The organism is Klebsiella sp. RHBSTW-00215 (assembly GCF_014103785.1).
Lineage (GTDB): Bacteria > Pseudomonadota > Gammaproteobacteria > Enterobacterales > Enterobacteriaceae > Klebsiella.
The window spans coordinates 4,922,276-4,939,841 of sequence record NZ_JABXQS010000001.1; the positions used below are offsets into that span (position 1 = coordinate 4,922,276).

Annotated in this window: 19 protein-coding genes; 16 read left to right on the forward strand and 3 right to left on the reverse strand. The window is 53.4% G+C overall.

Annotation, left to right across the window (positions count from 1 at the left end):
• Positions 1-198 precede the first annotated feature (198 nt).
• The gene (locus HV127_RS23480) at positions 199-1,371 is read left to right on the forward strand and encodes a MalY/PatB family protein (protein WP_182239158.1); all 1,173 of its coding nucleotides are present in this window, start codon (positions 199-201) and stop codon (positions 1,369-1,371) included.
• A gap of 50 nt (positions 1,372-1,421) precedes the next feature.
• Here the strand turns inward: HV127_RS23480 and HV127_RS23485 are convergent, their stop codons facing one another.
• Entirely contained in the window at positions 1,422-2,450 is a 1,029-nt protein-coding gene (locus HV127_RS23485; RefSeq protein ID WP_182239160.1) for a CorA family divalent cation transporter, read from the reverse strand.
• A 307-nt stretch (positions 2,451-2,757) separates the two neighbouring features.
• Here HV127_RS23485 and ydfZ point away from each other — a divergent pair, with 307 nt between their 5' ends.
• The 3 genes from ydfZ (at position 2,758) to yedF (ending at position 4,730) form a co-directional block, all read left to right on the forward strand.
• Positions 2,758-2,961 carry a putative selenium delivery protein YdfZ gene (gene ydfZ / locus HV127_RS23490; RefSeq protein ID WP_110274014.1) on the forward strand — a complete coding sequence of 68 codons (204 nt, stop codon included), beginning with the start codon at positions 2,758-2,760 and terminating at the stop codon, positions 2,959-2,961.
• A gap of 327 nt (positions 2,962-3,288) precedes the next feature.
• Positions 3,289-4,500: a selenium metabolism membrane protein YedE/FdhT gene (gene yedE / locus HV127_RS23495; RefSeq protein ID WP_110274013.1), complete on the forward strand. Its 1,212-nt coding sequence runs from the start codon at positions 3,289-3,291 to the stop codon at positions 4,498-4,500.
• Positions 4,497-4,730, forward strand: coding sequence for a sulfurtransferase-like selenium metabolism protein YedF (yedF, locus tag HV127_RS23500; protein WP_110274012.1), 234 nt, complete (start codon positions 4,497-4,499; stop codon positions 4,728-4,730). Before yedE ends, yedF begins: the two co-directional genes overlap by 4 nt.
• A gap of 59 nt (positions 4,731-4,789) precedes the next feature.
• On the opposite strand, the gene metQ is transcribed toward yedF, so the two are convergent.
• On the reverse strand, positions 4,790-5,605 hold the full coding sequence (metQ, locus tag HV127_RS23505; RefSeq protein WP_182239162.1) for a methionine ABC transporter substrate-binding lipoprotein MetQ: 816 nt from the start codon (positions 5,603-5,605) through the stop codon (positions 4,790-4,792).
• Between the two features lie 272 nt (positions 5,606-5,877).
• On the opposite strand from metQ, the gene add reads away from it, so the two are divergent.
• Positions 5,878-6,879 carry an adenosine deaminase gene (gene add / locus HV127_RS23510; protein WP_182239164.1) on the forward strand — a complete coding sequence of 334 codons (1,002 nt, stop codon included), beginning with the start codon at positions 5,878-5,880 and terminating at the stop codon, positions 6,877-6,879.
• A gap of 34 nt (positions 6,880-6,913) precedes the next feature.
• Here the strand turns inward: add and HV127_RS23515 are convergent, their stop codons facing one another.
• Positions 6,914-7,954: an oxidoreductase gene (locus HV127_RS23515; RefSeq protein ID WP_182239166.1), complete on the reverse strand. Its 1,041-nt coding sequence runs from the start codon at positions 7,952-7,954 to the stop codon at positions 6,914-6,916.
• Between the two features lie 177 nt (positions 7,955-8,131).
• Between HV127_RS23515 and blr the strand changes: the two genes are divergently transcribed.
• The 11 genes from blr (at position 8,132) to nth (ending at position 17,291) form a co-directional block, all read left to right on the forward strand.
• Positions 8,132-8,281 carry a division septum protein Blr gene (gene blr / locus HV127_RS23520; RefSeq protein ID WP_112214386.1) on the forward strand — a complete coding sequence of 50 codons (150 nt, stop codon included), beginning with the start codon at positions 8,132-8,134 and terminating at the stop codon, positions 8,279-8,281.
• Between the two features lie 103 nt (positions 8,282-8,384).
• Positions 8,385-9,755 carry a GH1 family beta-glucosidase gene (locus HV127_RS23525; RefSeq protein ID WP_182239169.1) on the forward strand — a complete coding sequence of 457 codons (1,371 nt, stop codon included), beginning with the start codon at positions 8,385-8,387 and terminating at the stop codon, positions 9,753-9,755.
• 220 nt (positions 9,756-9,975) lie between these two features.
• A complete protein-coding gene (gene ydgT / locus HV127_RS23530; RefSeq protein WP_004134363.1) occupies positions 9,976-10,191 on the forward strand; it encodes a transcription modulator YdgT in 216 nt (71 codons plus the stop codon).
• Positions 10,192-10,396: 205 nt separating this feature from the next.
• Positions 10,397-10,837 (forward strand): DUF2569 domain-containing protein, encoded by a 441-nt coding sequence (locus tag HV127_RS23535; protein WP_112214389.1) that lies wholly within the window; start codon positions 10,397-10,399, stop codon positions 10,835-10,837.
• A 77-nt stretch (positions 10,838-10,914) separates the two neighbouring features.
• Positions 10,915-11,496: an electron transport complex subunit RsxA gene (rsxA, locus tag HV127_RS23540; RefSeq protein ID WP_110273996.1), complete on the forward strand. Its 582-nt coding sequence runs from the start codon at positions 10,915-10,917 to the stop codon at positions 11,494-11,496.
• A complete protein-coding gene (gene rsxB / locus HV127_RS23545) occupies positions 11,496-12,074 on the forward strand; it encodes an electron transport complex subunit RsxB (RefSeq protein ID WP_182239171.1) in 579 nt (192 codons plus the stop codon). The genes rsxA and rsxB overlap by 1 nt, the downstream gene beginning before the upstream one ends.
• Positions 12,067-14,268: an electron transport complex subunit RsxC gene (rsxC, locus tag HV127_RS23550; RefSeq protein ID WP_182239173.1), complete on the forward strand. Its 2,202-nt coding sequence runs from the start codon at positions 12,067-12,069 to the stop codon at positions 14,266-14,268. Before rsxB ends, rsxC begins: the two co-directional genes overlap by 8 nt.
• Positions 14,269-15,321 carry an electron transport complex subunit RsxD gene (rsxD, locus tag HV127_RS23555; RefSeq protein WP_182239175.1) on the forward strand — a complete coding sequence of 351 codons (1,053 nt, stop codon included), beginning with the start codon at positions 14,269-14,271 and terminating at the stop codon, positions 15,319-15,321.
• Positions 15,322-15,331: 10 nt separating this feature from the next.
• Entirely contained in the window at positions 15,332-15,952 is a 621-nt protein-coding gene (gene rsxG, locus HV127_RS23560) for an electron transport complex subunit RsxG (protein WP_182239177.1), read from the forward strand.
• Positions 15,953-15,955: 3 nt separating this feature from the next.
• A complete protein-coding gene (locus HV127_RS23565) occupies positions 15,956-16,654 on the forward strand; it encodes an electron transport complex subunit E (protein ID WP_182239179.1) in 699 nt (232 codons plus the stop codon).
• Between the two features lies 1 nt (position 16,655).
• Positions 16,656-17,291 (forward strand): endonuclease III, encoded by a 636-nt coding sequence (nth, locus tag HV127_RS23570; RefSeq protein WP_112214393.1) that lies wholly within the window; start codon positions 16,656-16,658, stop codon positions 17,289-17,291.
• The last annotated feature ends 275 nt before the right edge of the window (positions 17,292-17,566 follow it).

The following is a 17,566-nucleotide window of genomic DNA, read 5'->3' on the forward strand; positions in this document are numbered from 1 at the left end:
GAGGGGCTATTTCACATTACTGACACTGTCGCATTTGAGAAATCCGTCACCTGCATCACCGGTAAATCAGCGTAAAATGCTGCGGCGATTCCGTCAGCTCTGAAAGCGAATCCAGAGGGCTATTTGATAAATGCCGTTGAGGCTTAAGTTCCGCTCCCCCTTCGTTACCGAAGGGAGACTCTGATTAAGGAAGTTCAGATGTTTGATTTTTCAACGCCGGTTGACCGTCACGGCACCTGGTGTACGCAATGGGATTACGTTGCCGACCGCTTCGGTACCGCCGACTTGCTACCATTTACTATCTCGGATATGGATTTTGCCACCGCCCCCTGCATTCTGGATGCCGTTAGCAAGCGTCTGGCGCACGGCGTTTTTGGCTATAGTCGCTGGAAAAATGATGAATTCCTTAGCGCGGTGAGCTACTGGTTCGCCAGCCGTTTTCATAGTCCAATCAACCGTGAAGCCATTGTTTACGGGCCGTCAGTTATCTATATGGTGGCGGAGATGATTCGCCAATGGTCCGAGCCTGGCGACGGTATCGTGGTGCATACGCCAGCTTATGACGCGTTTTATAAGACTATTGAAGGCAACCAGCGGAGCATTGCCCCGGCTCCGCTAACGCTCGACAACGGCCAATGGCGTTGTGATATGGCCGAATTTGAGCAGATACTGGCTCAACCACGTAATAAGGTCCTGCTACTGTGCAGTCCCCAAAACCCAACCGGCAAAGTCTGGACCCGCGAAGAGCTGGAAACCATGGCGCATTTGTGCGAAAAGCATGGCGTGAAGGTGATCAGCGACGAGATCCATATGGATATGGTGTGGGCTGAACATCAGCATACCCCATGGTGCGATGTCGCTCGCGGCCCGTGGGCGCTGTTCACTTCCGGATCAAAAAGCTTCAATATTCCGGCTTTTACCGGTGCATACGGGTTAATTGACGATAGCACCACACGTGAAAGCTATTTACAGGCGCTCAAGAACCGCGACGGTCTCTCTTCCCCTTCCGTTCCGGCGCTGATCGCCCATGTTGCCGCCTATCGTGAAGGGGCTGCCTGGCTTGACGCTCTGCGCGAGTATCTGCAAGAAAACCTGCGCTACATCGCCCATGAACTCAATCTCGCTTTCCCCGAGCTAAGCTGGCAGCCGCCGCAGGCAACCTATCTGGCGTGGATTGACCTGCGTCCGCTGGGCGTTGATGATCAGGCTTTGCAAAAAGCGTTAATTGAAGAGCAGAAAGTGGCCATTATGCCCGGCTACACTTACGGTGATGAAGGAAAGGGTTTTGTCCGCCTGAATGCGGGTTGCCCACGCGAGAAGCTAGAAAAAGGCGTTCAGGGGCTGATTGCCGCCCTGCGCTCGCTGCGCTGACCGCGCGTTAAACGACGAAAACGGTAGCGGTCAACCCGCTACCGCTGTCGTTAAAGCTCATCCCGCCGCCGAAAAGCCAAATATCCAGCTCCAATCGTAAATACGGCGACAATCACCACCAGCCAAATAAAACCATGATGGTTGGTCGATAGCGGTATTCCACCGACGTTCATTCCAAAAAAGCCCGCGACGATATTAATTGGCAACGCAAGCACGGTAATCACCGTCAGGGTGTAGAGCGTGCGGTTGCTTTGTTCGAGCTGTCTGGCGCTGATCTCCTCCTGTAGCAAGCTGATCCGCTCAATCAATCCGGAAAGATCGTTCAGCACCACGGTAAACTCTTCGGTGAACTGGCGAAATTCCTGCACCACTGAGCGGTCGATCCACGCCGGGGGACGGTTAAGTAAGCGGAACATCGCCGCCGGTTCGGGCGCTAACAGACGCTGAAAGCGCAGCAGCATTCGCCGCAGACGCGCCAGATCGGCGCGATTACGCTGGACATGATTACTTAGCAAGCGCTCTTCAATCACATCCACATGCTGGCTGGCCTGACGAACCACCTGCTCGAGAACTTCTTCTTGCTCTTCCAGCAAAAAAGCAAGCAGTTCGGTCGATGAATTCACTTTGAGGGTTTGCAAGCGCGGGAGCATCCATTCAATAAAGCGCAGCGGCTTATAGCGGGCGGTCACCACCAGCTTCTGGCTGCAATATAACCACAGCGTCGAGGTTTCCGAGCCGGTATCCTTGGGATGAAAAATGACATCGTTCAGAACGGCATACAAATTTTCGCCCTGCCGTTCAATCCTCGTGGTGTGGGAACCGCCACGGATCTCTTCAAAGAAAAAGTCAGCCACGGTAAACTGACTTTTGAGCCACTTCTCAGCGGTTGCATGATTGAGATTCAGATGCAGCCAGACAAAATCATTTTCCTTATCCAGTTGTTGATATTGGGTACAAACCTCATTTGAGGTGATCCGCAGGGGTAAACTCCCTTCACGAAAGACATATCCGTGCACTAAGCCGGATACTTCCATATCAAAATCAGGCTTTAACATCTTACTGGTGACGTCTTGACTCATATATCCCTCAGGATCCTCAGTGAGCGCTAATTAAGCCCGAAGAAGGTTATCTTTCGCTATTATCCCGCCCCTGACAAGTGTAATAATCCGTTCATAAAACGGTAACCTGAATGAAATGCTCCTTTATTGCTCAGCGCCATACCCCCTAGGAATAATCAGACTTTAAATTTAACCAATCTACCCTATTATATTTTTAGCGAAAAACCGTTCATTATTTTGACAAAACTCAAAAAAAATTCTTCCCCATAGGTGTATTAAAATGCCGTTTTAACCATCCCGTCAAAATAGACTTAGAAAGGAGGAAACCATGAAAACTTACGATCGTAACCGTAACGCTATCTCGACAGGCAGTATGGTTATGGTAGCCGACAATGGCGCGACGGGCGTTATTAAGGCCATTCACGGGAGCGGCAAAACGGCAGAGCAGCTCCGTCGCTCAGATTGCGTGGAAATTGAAGGCCGTGAGGGATTATATTGCCCGCTAGGCCTCGTTCGCCTCGGATTCAATTAATATAAGAATAAGCTGACAATCCATCATCACCTCGATAAAGCAGTGGATAGCCGCTTGTAAAAGGCCACAACGCGTGGCCTTTTACCTTCATATCATCGCCTCACTTTGATCCCGTCGAGAGTTTTAACTGCTCAAACGGCGTATTATTGCGCCTCTCCAACCCGATACGGGTAATATACCCGTCATACTTCAAGTTGCATGTTCGTTGGCTACGTTCGTTCACCCCTGTCACTTACTTAAGTAAGCTCCCGGGGATTCACTTACTTGCCGCCTGCCTGCAACTCGAATTATTTAGAGTATAAACCTTCTGAGTTCAGAGGCATTTTCATGACATGGCAACAATTCAAACAAGCGTGGCTGATTAAGTTCTGGTCACCCGTTCCCGCAGTTATCGCCGCCGGCATTCTCTCTACCTACTACTTCGGTATTACCGGTACCTTCTGGGCAGTCACTGGCGAATTTACTCGCTGGGGCGGACAGTTATTGCAACTGGTCGGCGTACACAGCGAACAGTGGGGCTACTACAAACTGATTCATCTTGAGGGAACACCGCTAACCCGCATCGACGGCATGATGATTATCGGCATGTTCGGCGGCTGCTTCGCCGCAGCACTGTGGGCCAACAACGTTAAGCTACGCTTTCCGCGCAGCCGGGTTCGTATTCTCCAGGCTATCGCCGGGGGGATAATCGCCGGTTTCGGCGCGCGTCTGGCGATGGGTTGTAATCTGGCAGCATTCTTCACCGGCATTCCGCAGTTTTCTCTGCATGCCTGGTTCTTTGCCATCGCTACCGCCATCGGCACCTGGTTCGGCGCGCGCTTTACCTTGCTACCTATTTTTCGCATTCCGGTGAAGATGCAAAAGGTCTCTAGCGCGTCGCCTTTAACGCAAAAGCCAGATCAGGCGCGACGTCGTTTCCGCCTTGGAATGCTGGTTTTTTTCGCCATGATCGCCTGGGGACTGCTGACGGCTGCGAATCAACCTAAGCTCGGTCTGGCCATGCTGTTCGGCGTTGGATTTGGCCTGCTGATTGAACGAGCGCAGATCTGCTTTACTTCCGCTTTCCGCGATATGTGGATCACCGGGCGTACCAATATGGCGAAGGCGATTATTTTCGGTATGGCCGCCAGCGCTATTGGGATTTTTAGCTACGTGCAGCTTGGCATGGAGCCGAAAATTATGTGGGCGGGCCCTAATGCGGTCATCGGCGGCCTGCTGTTTGGCTTCGGCATCGTGCTGGCGGGCGGCTGTGAAACCGGCTGGATGTACCGTGCAGTTGAGGGACAGGTGCATTTCTGGTGGGTCGGATTGGGAAACGTTATTGGCTCAACTATCCTTGCTTATTACTGGGATGGGCTATCACCGGTGCTGGCAACCAACTGGGATAAAATCAATCTGTTAGCGACATTTGGCCCCTTCGGCGGCCTGCTGGTAACCTATCTTCTGCTGCTTATCGCGCTAATTTTGGTCATCGCCTGGGAGAAACACTTTTTCCGGCGCAAGTCCCTCACCGCCGCGTCCATTAAGGAGACAGCATGAAAACTATCGTTCCTGATTATCGCCTCGATATGGTTGGCGAACCCTGCCCCTATCCGGCAATCGCCACTCTGGAAGCTCTGCCTTCGTTAAAGAAAGGCGAAATTCTGGAAGTGGTCAGCGACTGTCCGCAGTCGATTAACAATATCCCGCTGGATGCGAAAAATCATGGCTACACCGTGCTTGATATCCAGCAGGACGGGCCAACTATTCGTTATTTAATTCAAAAATAGGCGCGAGCCAACAGGCCCGGCGGCGTCTAACGCCTTACCGGGCCGGGTATTTCACAGGATTACCAGCCTTTCACCGCATCACCTTTATAAAGCTCCTCCGCCGCAGCGGCGACTTCATCGCTTTGATAGGCTTTTACCAGGTTTTTCACCTTTTCACTGTCTTTGTTTTCGATGCGACTGGCGAAGATGTTGACGTAAGGCGAGTCTTTGCTTTCGACAAACAGGCCATTGCGCGACGGTGACAGCCCCACCTGACTTGAGAAGGTGGTATTGATGATCGCCATCGTTATCTGCTGGTCGTCCAGCGCGCGGGTTAGCTGCGGGGCCTCAATTTCAACAATCTTCAGATTTTTCGGGTTGCTGATAATATCCAGCGAGGTCGGCAACAGCCCGACGCCATCTTTAAGCGTAATGAGCCCCTGTTTTTGCAGCAGAAGCAGCGCACGTCCAAGGTTGGTCGGGTCATTCGGCACCGCGACCTGCGCGCCATCTTGCAGCTGGGCGACTGAATTGATTTTCTTCGAGTAGGCGGCTATCGGATAAACAAACGTCGTCCCCACTTCAACCAGTTTGTAACCGCGCTCCTGAATCTGTTTATCCAGATAGGGCTTGTGCTGGAAAGCATTAGCATCCAGGTCACCGTTGTTGAGCGCCTCGTTGGGAAGAACGAAATCATTAAACGTCACGACTTCAACATCGAGATTGTATTTCTCTTTTGCGACTTTTTGCGCCACCGCCCACACTTCCTGGTCAACGCCCGCGCTAATCCCCACTTTGACGTGATTGGGGTCCTGCTCAGAAGGTTTGCAGCCGCTCAGCAACAGTGCGCTTGCCACAGCCAGAGATACCGTGATTTTTTTTAACATGAAAACCATATCCCCAGGGTCCTTTTTAAAATAGCCTGCCACTCATTGCAGGAAAACTAGTACCGGAGACTATAAAAAATCTCACTGACAAAATTAAAGACTGTTTCACTATGATTAATAGCGTTTTGCTATGAACGCTACCGTCGCCCATGCACTGAAAAGGGTAATCCTCCCTGCTTTTTCTCTTTTCCATTGATTTATTCGGTATTTTTCAGAGCTTTTAACCGTTTATCGCTCTGATGTACAATAGTGCGCACTTTAACTAAAAAAAGAGTGCGACCATGATTGATTCAACTTTGCCACTAACCGACATTCACCGCCACCTTGATGGCAATATCCGGGCCCAAACCATCCTCGATCTTGGCCGTCAGTTCAATCTTTCTCTTCCAGCAAACACTCTTGATACCCTGCGCCCGCACGTACAGGTCACCAGCAATGAACCTGACCTGGTGAGTTTTCTCTCTAAGCTGGATTGGGGCGTAAAAGTGCTGGCCTCGCTGGAAGCCTGCCGCCGCGTTGCTTACGAAAACCTTGAGGATGCGGCGCGAAATGGCCTGCACTATGTTGAACTGCGCTTCTCCCCGCGCTATATGGCAATGACGCACCAGCTGCCGGTTGCAGGCGTGGTAGAAGCGGTCATCGCCGGCGTAAAAGAAGGTAGCCGCGATTTTAACGTTGAAGCGCGTCTGATCGGTATTCTGAGCCGCACCTTCGGTGAAGCTGCGTGTCAGGAAGAGCTGGAAGCCCTGCTTGCCCACCGCGATGGCATTACTGCCCTCGACCTCGCCGGAGATGAACTCGGTTTTCCTGGCAATCTGTTTATGGAACACTTCAGCCGCGCCCGCGATGCGGGTTGGCGCATTACCGTGCACGCGGGAGAAGCCGCAGGCCCGGAAAGCATCTGGCAGGCGATTCGTGAGCTGGGCGCGGAACGTATCGGTCACGGCGTAAAAGCGGTACAAGATCTGGCGCTGATGGATTATCTCGCCGCGCAGCGTATCGGTATTGAGTCCTGCCTGACGTCAAATATCCAGACCAGTACCGTGCCCTCACTGGCCCAGCATCCGCTGAAAACGTTCCTGGAACATGGCGTGCTGGCCTGCATTAACACTGACGACCCGGCCGTACAGGGCGTTGATATTATCCACGAATATACCGTCGCGGCCCCTGCTGCAGGCCTGAGCCGCGAGCAAATTCGTCAGGCGCAGGTGAATGGTCTGGAACTCGCTTTTTTAAGCCCACAGGAAAAAGCAGCACTGATTGCGCGCGTACAGCAGGCATAATCTTTGGCCCGGTCTGGGCTGCCGGGCTTTTTTATCAAGACAGAGTTAGGGTCGCCCGATGTCTGGCCGACTCCAGACCCAGTTCGATCAACTCCATAATATGGATAGCCTGGCCCGCCGGGACCGGGTTGTCGCCGCTCCCGTTAAGAGCATCGCGAATCGCCGCATAGTAAGCCGGATAATTGCCCGGCAGCGTTAACCACGACTCTTCGCTCCGCTCTTCACCTTCCACTCGCGTCAGTAAACCATCGCGCATATCGTATCCCCAGTCTTCCTGTGGCAAACGATCGCCGCCCTTCAACCGCTCTTCCTGCGGATCGAGGCCGTATTTCACATAGCTCCCACGCGAACCGTGAATGATATAGCGCGCCGTTTCCGCCGCAGCCAGCAGCGTACCGTGCAGCACTACACGACGCTGCGGGTAGGCCAGAACAGCATGGAAATAGTCGGTGGACTGCGAGCCCGGGCGTAATTGCGCCAGATCGACATTCATACTAACGGGAAGGCCAAACAGGTTGACCACCTGATCAAGAAGATGTGGACCCAGATCGTACCAGATGCCGCTGCCCGGACCGCCTTGCTCGCGCCAGCGATTGCGTACCTGCGGCCGGTAGCGGTCAAAATGGGATTCGAAATAACCTACCTCGCCGAGCAGACCTTCGTTAATCAGCGCTTTAACGGTAAGAAAATCGCTGTCCCAGCGGCGATTGTGAAACACCGATAGCAAGCGTCCTTCTCTTTTCGCAACCGCATCCAGCTCGCGAGCTTGTGACAACGTCACGGTAAAGGGCTTATCAACGACCACATGCTTACCCGCCTCCAGCGCAGCCTTCGCCAGCGGGAAATGGGTATCGTTTGGCGTCGGGATCACAATCAGATCGAGGGTTGGGTCACTAAAGAGTTGTCCCGGTTCGGAAACCACCTTTACTACGGGCCAATCGGCAAGCACTTTGCTTTCGTCGCTGCTGGATACCGCCGCCAGCGTCATTCCCGGCGTGCCGCTAATTAATGGCGCATGAAAGGTTTTGCTCGCATAACCGTAACCGATTAATCCAACCCGGATAGCGTCACTCATCTTGCAACTCCTTTAATGAGAAATAACGTCGTTATACTCACTATAGGTCTCAGGCCATTATTTATGGGAATAATTGATCGTTTTTACGCCAGTTGCGCAACTGAAGCCAGGTAACGCTTGCGTTGCTTCAGTCATTTAGTAACATTTCAGCCTGGTTTGATTATTTGCTTTAGAGTTATGGAAAACGTTTTTAATCGTATTGTTGAACTTATTGGCTGGATTGTTTTGGGCGTTTCGGCCCTGCTTTTAGTTATCGCCCATCATATTGATAACTACCAGTCTCCACCGTCTATTGATGTTGTTCAGACGAAGCCGCTGTCTAAATAAACAGTGACCCGCTTCGCAACTGTGCAACCGGTTTCAGAAACCGGTTGCACAGTTGCACATGCTTTCATTACACTCACCTTATCATTCGATAAGGAGTTTCTTCATGGCCGGATTTCCGCAACACTTTTTATGGGGCGCCGCTACCGCAGCTTATCAGGTTGAAGGCGGACACGATGCCGATGGCAAAGGCCCTTCTATTTGGGATATTTATTCCCACCTCCCGGGCACCACTTTTCAGGGCACAACCGGTGATATCGCCGTCGATCATTACCATCGCTTTCGCGAAGACGTCGCTCTCATGGCGGAAATGGGCTTACAGAGCTATCGCTTCTCTATTTCATGGCCTCGCCTGCTGCCCAACGGCCGCGGTGAAGTTAACGAAGCGGGTATTCAATTTTATAGCGATCTGATTGATGAACTGCTGGCGCATAATATTGAACCGATGATAACCCTCTATCACTGGGATTTGCCGCAGGCATTGCAGGATGAAGGCGGCTGGGAAGCGCGCAGCACGGCAGAGGCTTTCGCTGAGTATGCCCGTCTCTGTTACGAACGTTTTGGCTCCCGCGTGAAACTGTGGGCCACCTTTAACGAAACCATCGTCTTTATCGGCCACGGCTACATTAACGGCCTCCACCCACCCGCCGTCCGTGATCCGGCGCGCGCCATTCAGGCCTGTCATCACGTCTTTATTGCCCATGCGCTGGCTATCAAAGCTTTTCGTGAAATGGGCGTTGAAGGCGAGATTGGCTTCGTTAACGTCCTGCAACCTCACACCTCGCTAACCGACAGCGAAGAAGATAAGCGTGCGACCGAGATGGCAGACGCTATCCACACCCACTGGCTTTACGATCCGGTCTTAAAAGGCTGCTACCCCGAAGCGCTGCTGCAACAAACCCAAGCGCTCTGGGGCGTCCCGGCGTTTGCGGCTGGCGACGATGCCCTGCTGCGAGAGAACCGTTGTGACTTTATCGGCCTTAACTACTATCGCCGTGAAACCGTATCGGCGCAGCCTCCTGAAGAGCCGACCGGCGGCGAGCCTGGGGTTGATGGGCTCTTTTACTTCGTGCGCAACCCGCAAAGCACCTATACCGAATGGGGCTGGGAGATTTGGCCGCAGGGGTTAACCGACGGTATCATGATGGTTAAAGAGCGCTATGGTGATATTCCGATTTATATTACTGAGAACGGACTGGGCGCAATAGACCCGATTATTGATGGCGAGGTCGTTGACGATCCGCGCATTGACTATCTCAGCAGCCATATTAATGCGCTGGAAAATGCGCTGGCGCTCGGTGCTGACGTGCGCGGCTACTACCCCTGGTCCTTTATCGACCTTTTAAGCTGGCTTAACGGCTATAAAAAGCAGTACGGGTTCGTCTATGTCGATCACCAGCAAAACCTGGCGCGTAAACGAAAAAAGAGTTTTTTCTGGTACCAAAACGTTATTGCCAGCCGAGGCGAACAGCGTTAATCTTCTCTCCCAGGCGCCTTCCGGCGCCTGATTCAGTTCTGGAATATTCTTAAATTTTCTTTGTATTACGCCGGGAACGCCGTCTGTTCTTGTCATAAGTATTTACAACCGAAATAATTCCTTACAGCCTGAGAAAGTAAAGGCTTGTTGGTTGAGAACAGGTTTACTGAAAGCTGGTAATATTCGACTTATTTATTCCGATTATAAAATGGATACGCAAATGACCGTTCAGGACTACTTATTAAAATTCCGTAAAATCAGTTCGCTGGAAAGTCTGGAAAAACTTTTTGACCACCTTAACTATTCCCTGACCGATAACGAAGAGATCGTCAACATGTATCGCGCTGCCGACCATCGCCGGGCGGAGCTGGTTTCCGGCGGTAAATTGTTCAACATCGGCGAAGTCCCTAAGTCCGTCTGGCGCTACGTGCAATAAAGACTGTAATCATTCACGCCAGTTGCTTATACTTCCAGCCCTGCTTTTATTTATATACCCTAAATAATTCGAGTTGCTTAAAGGCGGCAAGGGAGTAAGTCCCCAGGAGCATAGATAACTATGTGACTGGGGTGAGCGAGCGTAGCCAACACATAAGCAACTTGAAGTATAACGGGTATGACTGGCTTTGAATTCGGGAGTAATAATGTCCTCTGACTCTGTGGAACGTATTGGCGGATGGCTTCTGGCGCCGTTGGCATGGCTGCTGGTTGCTCTACTTAGCGCCTCATTGTCGCTACTTCTTTTTACTCATGCCCTGATGTCTTCCCAGACTTATACATTGCTGAGTAATATGAGTCCTGAGCACCTTGCCCTGTGGATTGCGTCCTTAGCGTTCTCGATTGCTATGTGGTACTACACGCTTTGGCTGACCATCGCCTTTTTCAAGCGGCGCAAAGGTGTACCAAAACATTACATTATCTGGCTATTGATAACGCTACTGTTGGCGATAAAAGCCTTTGCCTTTTCTCCGATTTCGGACGTCCTGGCACTGCGCCAGCTGCTGTTCCCTCTTCTCGCGGCTGCGCTGCTGGCGCCTTACTTCAGGCGTTCTGAGCGGGTTAAACGAACCTTTGTGAATCCGTAATAACCACACAGTTAACCTGTTGTCGCGTGTATCGATTTATTCGATAATAGACGGCTTTTTCTATTTCAGGTCGAATAATGGCTGATTATTTACTGCTCTTTGTGGGTACTGTCCTCGTTAACAACTTCGTGCTGGTGAAGTTCCTTGGATTGTGCCCGTTTATGGGGGTTTCCAAAAAACTGGAAGCCGCTATGGGGATGGGGCTCGCCACCACCTTTGTGATGACGCTGGCCTCCATTTGCGCCTGGCTAATTGATACCTGGATCCTCATCCCGCTGAACCTGGTCTACCTGCGCACGCTGGCCTTTATCCTGGTCATCGCTGTTGTCGTGCAATTCACCGAGATGGTGGTGCGTAAGACCAGTCCGGCGTTGTATCGCCTGTTAGGTATTTTCTTACCGCTGATCACCACCAACTGCGCGGTGCTCGGCGTGGCGCTGCTGAACATTAACCTTGGGCATAACTTCCTGCAGTCGGCACTGTACGGCTTTGCTGCCGCAGTTGGCTTTTCACTGGTTATGGTCCTTTTCGCCTCCATTCGCGAGCGTCTGGTGGTTGCGGATGTCCCCGCGCCGTTTCGCGGTAACGCCATTGCGTTAGTCACCGCAGGTTTAATGTCGCTGGCATTTATGGGCTTTAGTGGTTTGGTGAAGTTGTAATGAACGCTGTCTGGATAGCCGTTGTCGCCATCAGCCTGCTTGGGCTGATTTTCGGCTTAATTCTGGGCTACGCCTCCCGCCGCTTTGAGGTGGAAGATGACCCGGTAGTTGAAAAAATTGACGCCCTGCTCCCGCAGAGCCAGTGTGGCCAGTGTGGCTACCCCGGTTGTCGTCCCTATGCGGAAGCAGTGGGCACGCAAGGTGAGAAAATCAACTGCTGCGCCCCTGGCGGCGAAGCGGTGATGCTCAAAATTGCCGCGCTGTTGAACGTCGACCCGCAGCCCACTGACGGCGATGTGCAAGAGCTGGAGCCGGTACGGATGCTGGCGGTGATCGATGAAGCAAATTGCATCGGCTGCACGAAATGCATCCAGGCCTGCCCTGTCGATGCCATCGTCGGTGCCACCCGTGCCATGCATACGGTGATGAGCGACCTCTGTACCGGCTGTAATCTTTGCGTCGCGCCATGTCCGACACAATGTATTGAACTGCGTCCGGTCGCCGCGACGACTGAAACCTGGAAATGGGATCTTCAAACCATTCCGGTACGCATTATTCCTGTGGAACAACATGTTTAAGTTATTTTCCGCTTTTCGAAAAGACAAAGTCTGGGATTTCAACGGCGGTATTCATCCGCCGGAAATGAAAACCCAGTCCAACGGTACCCCGCTGCGACAGGTCCCACTGCCGCAGCGGTTGGTTATTCCGCTGAAGCAGCATATTGGCGCCGAAGGGGAGTTGTGCGTTCAGCCGGGCGATCGCGTCCTGCGCGGCCAGCCGTTGACGCGCGGCTGGGGCAGAATGCTGCCGGTTCACGCGCCGACCTCCGGCACCGTAACGGCCATCGCTCCGCACTCCACCGCTCATCCGTCCGCACTGGCGGAAATGAGCGTCATTATTGATGCCGACGGTGAAGACCGCTGGATTGAGCGCGACGGCTGGAACGACTACCAGAATAAATCGCGTGAAGACCTCATTGAGCGCATTCACCAGTTTGGCGTAGCCGGACTGGGCGGTGCCGGTTTCCCGACCGGGACGAAATTGCGCGGCGGCGGCGACAAAATCGACACCTTAATCATTAACGCTGCCGAGTGTGAACCCTATATTACCGCCGACGATCGCCTGATGCAGGATTGCGCAGCACAGATCGTTGACGGTATTCGTATCCTTGCCCATATCCTGCAACCGAGCCAGGTGCTGATCGGCATCGAAGATAATAAACCGCAGGCAATTTCAATGCTGCGCGCGGTATTAGCCGATACCCACGGTATTGCGCTGCGTGTGATCCCAACGAAATATCCGTCTGGCGGCGCTAAGCAACTGACGCAAATCCTGACCGGGAAACAGGTTCCCCACGGCGGACGTTCATCTGATATCGGCGTTTTGATGCAAAACGTGGGTACCGCCTATGCGGTAAAACGCGCGGTGATCGACGGCGAGCCGTTGACAGAGCGTGTGGTCACGCTAACCGGTGAAGCAGTTTCGCGTCCGGGTAACGTCTGGGCGCGACTGGGTACCCCGGTCAGCCATCTGCTTAAAGACGCCGGTTTCTGCCCGAGCGCTGAGCCAATGGTGATTATGGGCGGCCCGCTAATGGGCTTCACCCTGCCGTGGCTTGATGTGCCGGTGGTAAAAATCACCAACTGTCTGCTGGCCCCGTCGGCAACGGAAATGGGCGAGCCGGAAGAGGAAAAAGGCTGCATTCGCTGTAGCGCCTGCGCCGACGCCTGTCCTGCCGATCTGCTGCCACAACAGTTGTACTGGTTTAGTAAAGGTCAGCAGCACGACAAAGCAACCGGTCACAACCTCGCAGATTGTATCGAATGTGGTGCCTGCGCCTGGGTTTGCCCGAGTAACATCCCACTGGTGCAGTATTTCCGTCAGGAAAAAGCCGAGATCTACGCAATTGCCCAAGAAGAGAAGCGTGCCGTGGAAGCAAAAGCGCGCTTCGAAGCACGTCAGACTCGCCTGGAGCGGGATAAGGCCGCGCGTCAGGAGCGTCATAAACAAGCTGCGGTACAACCGGCGGTGCAAGATCAGGATGCCATTAACGCCGCCCTGGCACGCGTTCGTGAAAAACAACGTGATGCCGCACAGCCGATTATCGTGCTGGCTGGCGCCAAACCGGATAATAGCGAGGCTATCGCCGCTCGCGAAGCTCGCAAGGCCGAGGCGCGCGCCCGAAAAGCTGAACAGAATAGCGCTGCGGTTGAATCCGCCGTTGAGCAACCAGCCGCCGCCGATCCACGTAAAGCCGCCGTCGAAGCCGCTATCGCACGTGCTAAAGCCCGCAAAGCTGAACAGCAGGCAGTTCCGGATGAGCCTGTCGTCGCAGAGCAGCCAACAACCACAGCCGTTGACCCACGCAAAGCAGCGGTTGAAGCCGCTATCGCCCGTGCTAAGGCCCGCAAAGCTGAACAGCAGGCGGTTCCGGCTGAGCCTGTCGTCGCAGAGCAGCCAACAGCCGCAGCGGTTGACCCACGCAAAGCTGCGGTTGAGGCCGCTATCGCCCGCGCCAAAGCCCGCAAAGCTGAACAGCAGGCAGTTCCGGCTGAGCCTGTCGTCGCAGAGCAGCCAACAGCCGCAGCGGTTGACCCACGCAAAGCTGCGGTTGAGGCCGCTATCGCCCGCGCTAAGGCCCGCAAAGCCGAACAACAACAAGCAGTTCCCCCGTCGGCAGCCAATGACGATGCCCGTAAAGCGGCCGTCGCTGAAGCAATCGCCCGCGTTCAGGCCCGGAAAGCATCCCGGCAGGCAGTTAACGAGGATTAAATGGTTTTCAGAATCGCAAGTTCCCCTTATACCCACAACCAGCGCCAGACCTCGCGGATTATGCTGCTGGTGCTGCTCGCCGCCGTTCCCGGCATTGTGGTTCAAACCTGGTTTTTCGGCTGGGGCACCGTGCTGCAAATTATTCTTGCATCCTTGACGGCATGGGGAGCGGAAGCCGCCATCCTTAAGCTGCGTAAACAAAATATTCCCGCGATCCTCGCCGATAACTCGGCGCTACTGACCGGTCTGCTGCTGGCCGTCAGCATTCCGCCATTTGCCCCGTGGTGGATGGTCGTGCTGGGCACCGCTTTCGCGGTGATTATCGCCAAACAGCTGTACGGTGGTTTGGGGCATAACCCTTTTAACCCGGCGATGATTGGCTACGTGGTGCTGCTTATCTCCTTCCCGGTGCAGATGACCTCCTGGCTTCCACCGCATGAGATTGCGGCTAACGTCCCTGGATTTAGCGATGCGCTGCGGGTGATTTTTACCGGCCAAACCGCGGCTGGCGGCGATATGAACAGCCTGCGCATAGGGATCGACGGTATCAGCCAGGCAACGCCGCTGGACACGTTCAAAACGTCACTGCATGCCGGCCATGGAGTGAACGAGATCCTGCAATACCCTATCTACGGTGGCGCACTGGCTGGTCTCGGCTGGCAGTGGGTTAACATAGCTTATCTGGCGGGCGGTCTGTTCCTGTTGTGGCAAAAAGCCATTCGCTGGCATATCCCGGTCAGTTTCCTGCTGAGCCTGGCCGTTTGCGCCGCTTTGGGATGGATATTCTCACCAGAGAGCCTCGCCTCGCCGCAGATCCATCTGCTGTCCGGCGCGACGATGCTCGGCGCATTCTTTATTCTGACCGACCCGGTGACCGCCTCCACCACCAACCGCGGACGCCTGATCTTCGGCGCGCTGGCGGGCCTGCTGGTCTGGCTGATTCGCAGCTTCGGTGGCTATCCGGATGGCGTCGCCTTTGCCGTCCTGCTGGCAAATATTACCGTTCCACTGATCGACTATTACACGCGTCCGCGCGCGTATGGCCACCGCTGAGGACCCGAACATGTTACAAAGCATGCGCAAACACGGCATTACGCTGGCACTCTTTGCTGCGGGCTCCACCGGACTGACGGCGGCCATCAATGAGCTAACCAAAAGTACCATTGAGGACCAGGCCGCCCTGCAGCAAAAAGCCCTATTCGACCAGGTTATGCCGGCCAATCTTTATAACAATGATTTGCTGAAAAGCTGTTATCTGGTTACCGCGCCAGAGTTGGGCAAAGGTCAGCATAAAGTGTGGATTGCTGAAAACAACGAGCAGCCGATTGCCGCAGTGATGGAAGCTACCGCGCCGGACGGTTATTCCGGGGTCATTCAGCTACTAGTCGCCGCCGATTTTAAAGGTACCGTGCTGGGTACCCGCGTCACAGAGCACCACGAGACGCCAGGCCTGGGCGATAAAATTGAGCTCAGAATTTCTGACTGGATCACCCTCTTTGCCGGTAAAGTTATTCACGGGCAAAGCGATAGTCACTGGGCCGTGAAAAAAGACGGTGGTGATTTCGATCAGTTTACCGGGGCCACGATTACCCCGCGAGCTGTGGTTAACGCCGTTAAGCGTGCGGGTTTATACGCACAAACGCTGCCTGCGCAGATTCCCACATTCACCGCCTGTGGAGACTAGACCATGAGCGAAGTAAAAGACGTTATTGTTCAGGGGTTGTGGAAAAACAACTCCGCACTGGTTCAACTGCTGGGGATGTGTCCCCTGCTGGCCGTGACCTCTACCGCCACCAACGCCCTGGGACTTGGGCTGGCGACGACCCTGGTGCTCACGCTGACCAACCTGACGATTTCCAGCCTGCGCCGCTGGACGCCTGCGGAGATCCGTATTCCGATTTACGTGATGATCATTGCCTCGGTAGTGAGCGTCGTGCAGATGCTGATCAACGCCTACGCCTTTGGCCTGTATCAGTCGCTGGGGATCTTTATCCCGCTTATCGTGACCAACTGTATCGTCGTTGGACGTGCGGAAGCCTTTGCCGCCCGAAAAGGCCCGGCGCTGTCGGCGTTGGATGGGTTTTCCATCGGCATGGGCGCAACATGCGCCATGTTTGTCCTCGGCTCGATGCGCGAAATTATCGGTAACGGTACCTTATTTGACGGTGCAGATAGCCTGCTGGGTAGCTGGGCTAAAGTGCTGCGCATCGAAGTATTTCATACTGATACACCGTTTCTGCTGGCGATGCTGCCGCCGGGCGCATTTATTGGCCTTGGGATGATGCTGGCGCTAAAATACCTCATCGATGAACGTAGCAAACAGCGCAAAGCAAAAGCGGCAGAAGCCGAAATTATTGTGCCGTCTGATGTGACGGGAAAGGCTTAGGATGAATAAAAGTAAACGCCTGGAGATCCTCACCAGGCTCAGGGATAACGACCCGCACCCTACCACGGAGCTGAACTTCAATTCTCCGTTCGAATTATTAATCGCCGTGTTGCTCTCAGCACAGGCTACCGACGTCAGCGTCAACAAAGCGACGGCAAAGCTTTATCCAGTAGCCAACACGCCAGCCGCGATGCTGGAGCTGGGCGTTGACGGCGTTAAGTCGTATATCAAAACAATCGGTTTGTTTAACAGCAAAGCGGAAAACGTCATTAAAACCTGTCGGCTACTGCTTGAACTGCATAACGGCGAAGTACCGGAAGACCGAGCAGCGCTGGAAGCTCTGCCCGGCGTTGGGCGTAAAACCGCCAACGTCGTGCTTAATACCGCCTTTGGCTGGCCGACAATCGCCGTTGATACGCATATCTTCCGCGTTTGCAATCGGACACAATTTGCCCCCGGTAAAAACGTTGAACAAGTCGAAGAAAAGTTGTTGAAGGTGGTTCCTGCCGAATTCAAAGTAGACTGTCACCACTGGTTTATTCTGCACGGTCGCTACACCTGCATCGCTCGCAAACCGCGCTGCGGTTCTTGCCTGATCGAAGACCTTTGCGAGTTCAAAGAGAAGGTCTATCCTTAACGAAATTCAGGGCCATAACCCAACCTGTGGTTATAGCCCTGTTTAATCACTCATTTCCCCGTCATTAACGCCATAGTTTCGCCTATGTACTGGCTGATTATTCGGCGATATAACCATCAGCCAGGTTATTCATTTTTTTCAGAGTCAAAATTTCTATACATTTGTGATCCAGATCACTTACCAATGCTTTTGTTAATTTACTGTTAATGTATTAATGCGTAAATCTGCTTATTCAAATACCCTTCCCTTAAATGCCAACACAATACCCCATCAAT

Excerpts from the sequence above, each read along its gene's own strand:
- HV127_RS23480 (WP_182239158.1), top strand. The coding sequence starts at position 199 with ATGTTTGATTTTTCAACGCCGGTTGACCGTCACGGCACCTGGTGTACG.
- HV127_RS23515 (WP_182239166.1), bottom strand. The coding sequence starts at position 7,954 with ATGAGTGACGCTATCCGGGTTGGATTAATCGGTTACGGTTATGCGAGC.
- yedF (WP_110274012.1), top strand. The coding sequence starts at position 4,497 with ATGAAAACTATCGTTCCTGATTATCGCCTCGATATGGTTGGCGAACCC.
- HV127_RS23485 (WP_182239160.1), bottom strand. The coding sequence starts at position 2,450 with ATGAGTCAAGACGTCACCAGTAAGATGTTAAAGCCTGATTTTGATATG.
- HV127_RS23565 (WP_182239179.1), top strand. The coding sequence starts at position 15,956 with ATGAGCGAAGTAAAAGACGTTATTGTTCAGGGGTTGTGGAAAAACAAC.
- rsxC (WP_182239173.1), top strand. The coding sequence starts at position 12,067 with ATGTTTAAGTTATTTTCCGCTTTTCGAAAAGACAAAGTCTGGGATTTC.
- rsxA (WP_110273996.1), top strand. The coding sequence starts at position 10,915 with ATGGCTGATTATTTACTGCTCTTTGTGGGTACTGTCCTCGTTAACAAC.
- nth (WP_112214393.1), top strand. The coding sequence starts at position 16,656 with ATGAATAAAAGTAAACGCCTGGAGATCCTCACCAGGCTCAGGGATAAC.
- add (WP_182239164.1), top strand. The coding sequence starts at position 5,878 with ATGATTGATTCAACTTTGCCACTAACCGACATTCACCGCCACCTTGAT.
- ydfZ (WP_110274014.1), top strand. The coding sequence starts at position 2,758 with ATGAAAACTTACGATCGTAACCGTAACGCTATCTCGACAGGCAGTATG.
- rsxG (WP_182239177.1), top strand. The coding sequence starts at position 15,332 with ATGTTACAAAGCATGCGCAAACACGGCATTACGCTGGCACTCTTTGCT.
- metQ (WP_182239162.1), bottom strand. The coding sequence starts at position 5,605 with ATGGTTTTCATGTTAAAAAAAATCACGGTATCTCTGGCTGTGGCAAGC.
- HV127_RS23535 (WP_112214389.1), top strand. The coding sequence starts at position 10,397 with ATGTCCTCTGACTCTGTGGAACGTATTGGCGGATGGCTTCTGGCGCCG.
- blr (WP_112214386.1), top strand. The coding sequence starts at position 8,132 with ATGGAAAACGTTTTTAATCGTATTGTTGAACTTATTGGCTGGATTGTT.
- yedE (WP_110274013.1), top strand. The coding sequence starts at position 3,289 with ATGACATGGCAACAATTCAAACAAGCGTGGCTGATTAAGTTCTGGTCA.
- HV127_RS23525 (WP_182239169.1), top strand. The coding sequence starts at position 8,385 with ATGGCCGGATTTCCGCAACACTTTTTATGGGGCGCCGCTACCGCAGCT.
- ydgT (WP_004134363.1), top strand. The coding sequence starts at position 9,976 with ATGACCGTTCAGGACTACTTATTAAAATTCCGTAAAATCAGTTCGCTG.
- rsxB (WP_182239171.1), top strand. The coding sequence starts at position 11,496 with ATGAACGCTGTCTGGATAGCCGTTGTCGCCATCAGCCTGCTTGGGCTG.
- rsxD (WP_182239175.1), top strand. The coding sequence starts at position 14,269 with ATGGTTTTCAGAATCGCAAGTTCCCCTTATACCCACAACCAGCGCCAG.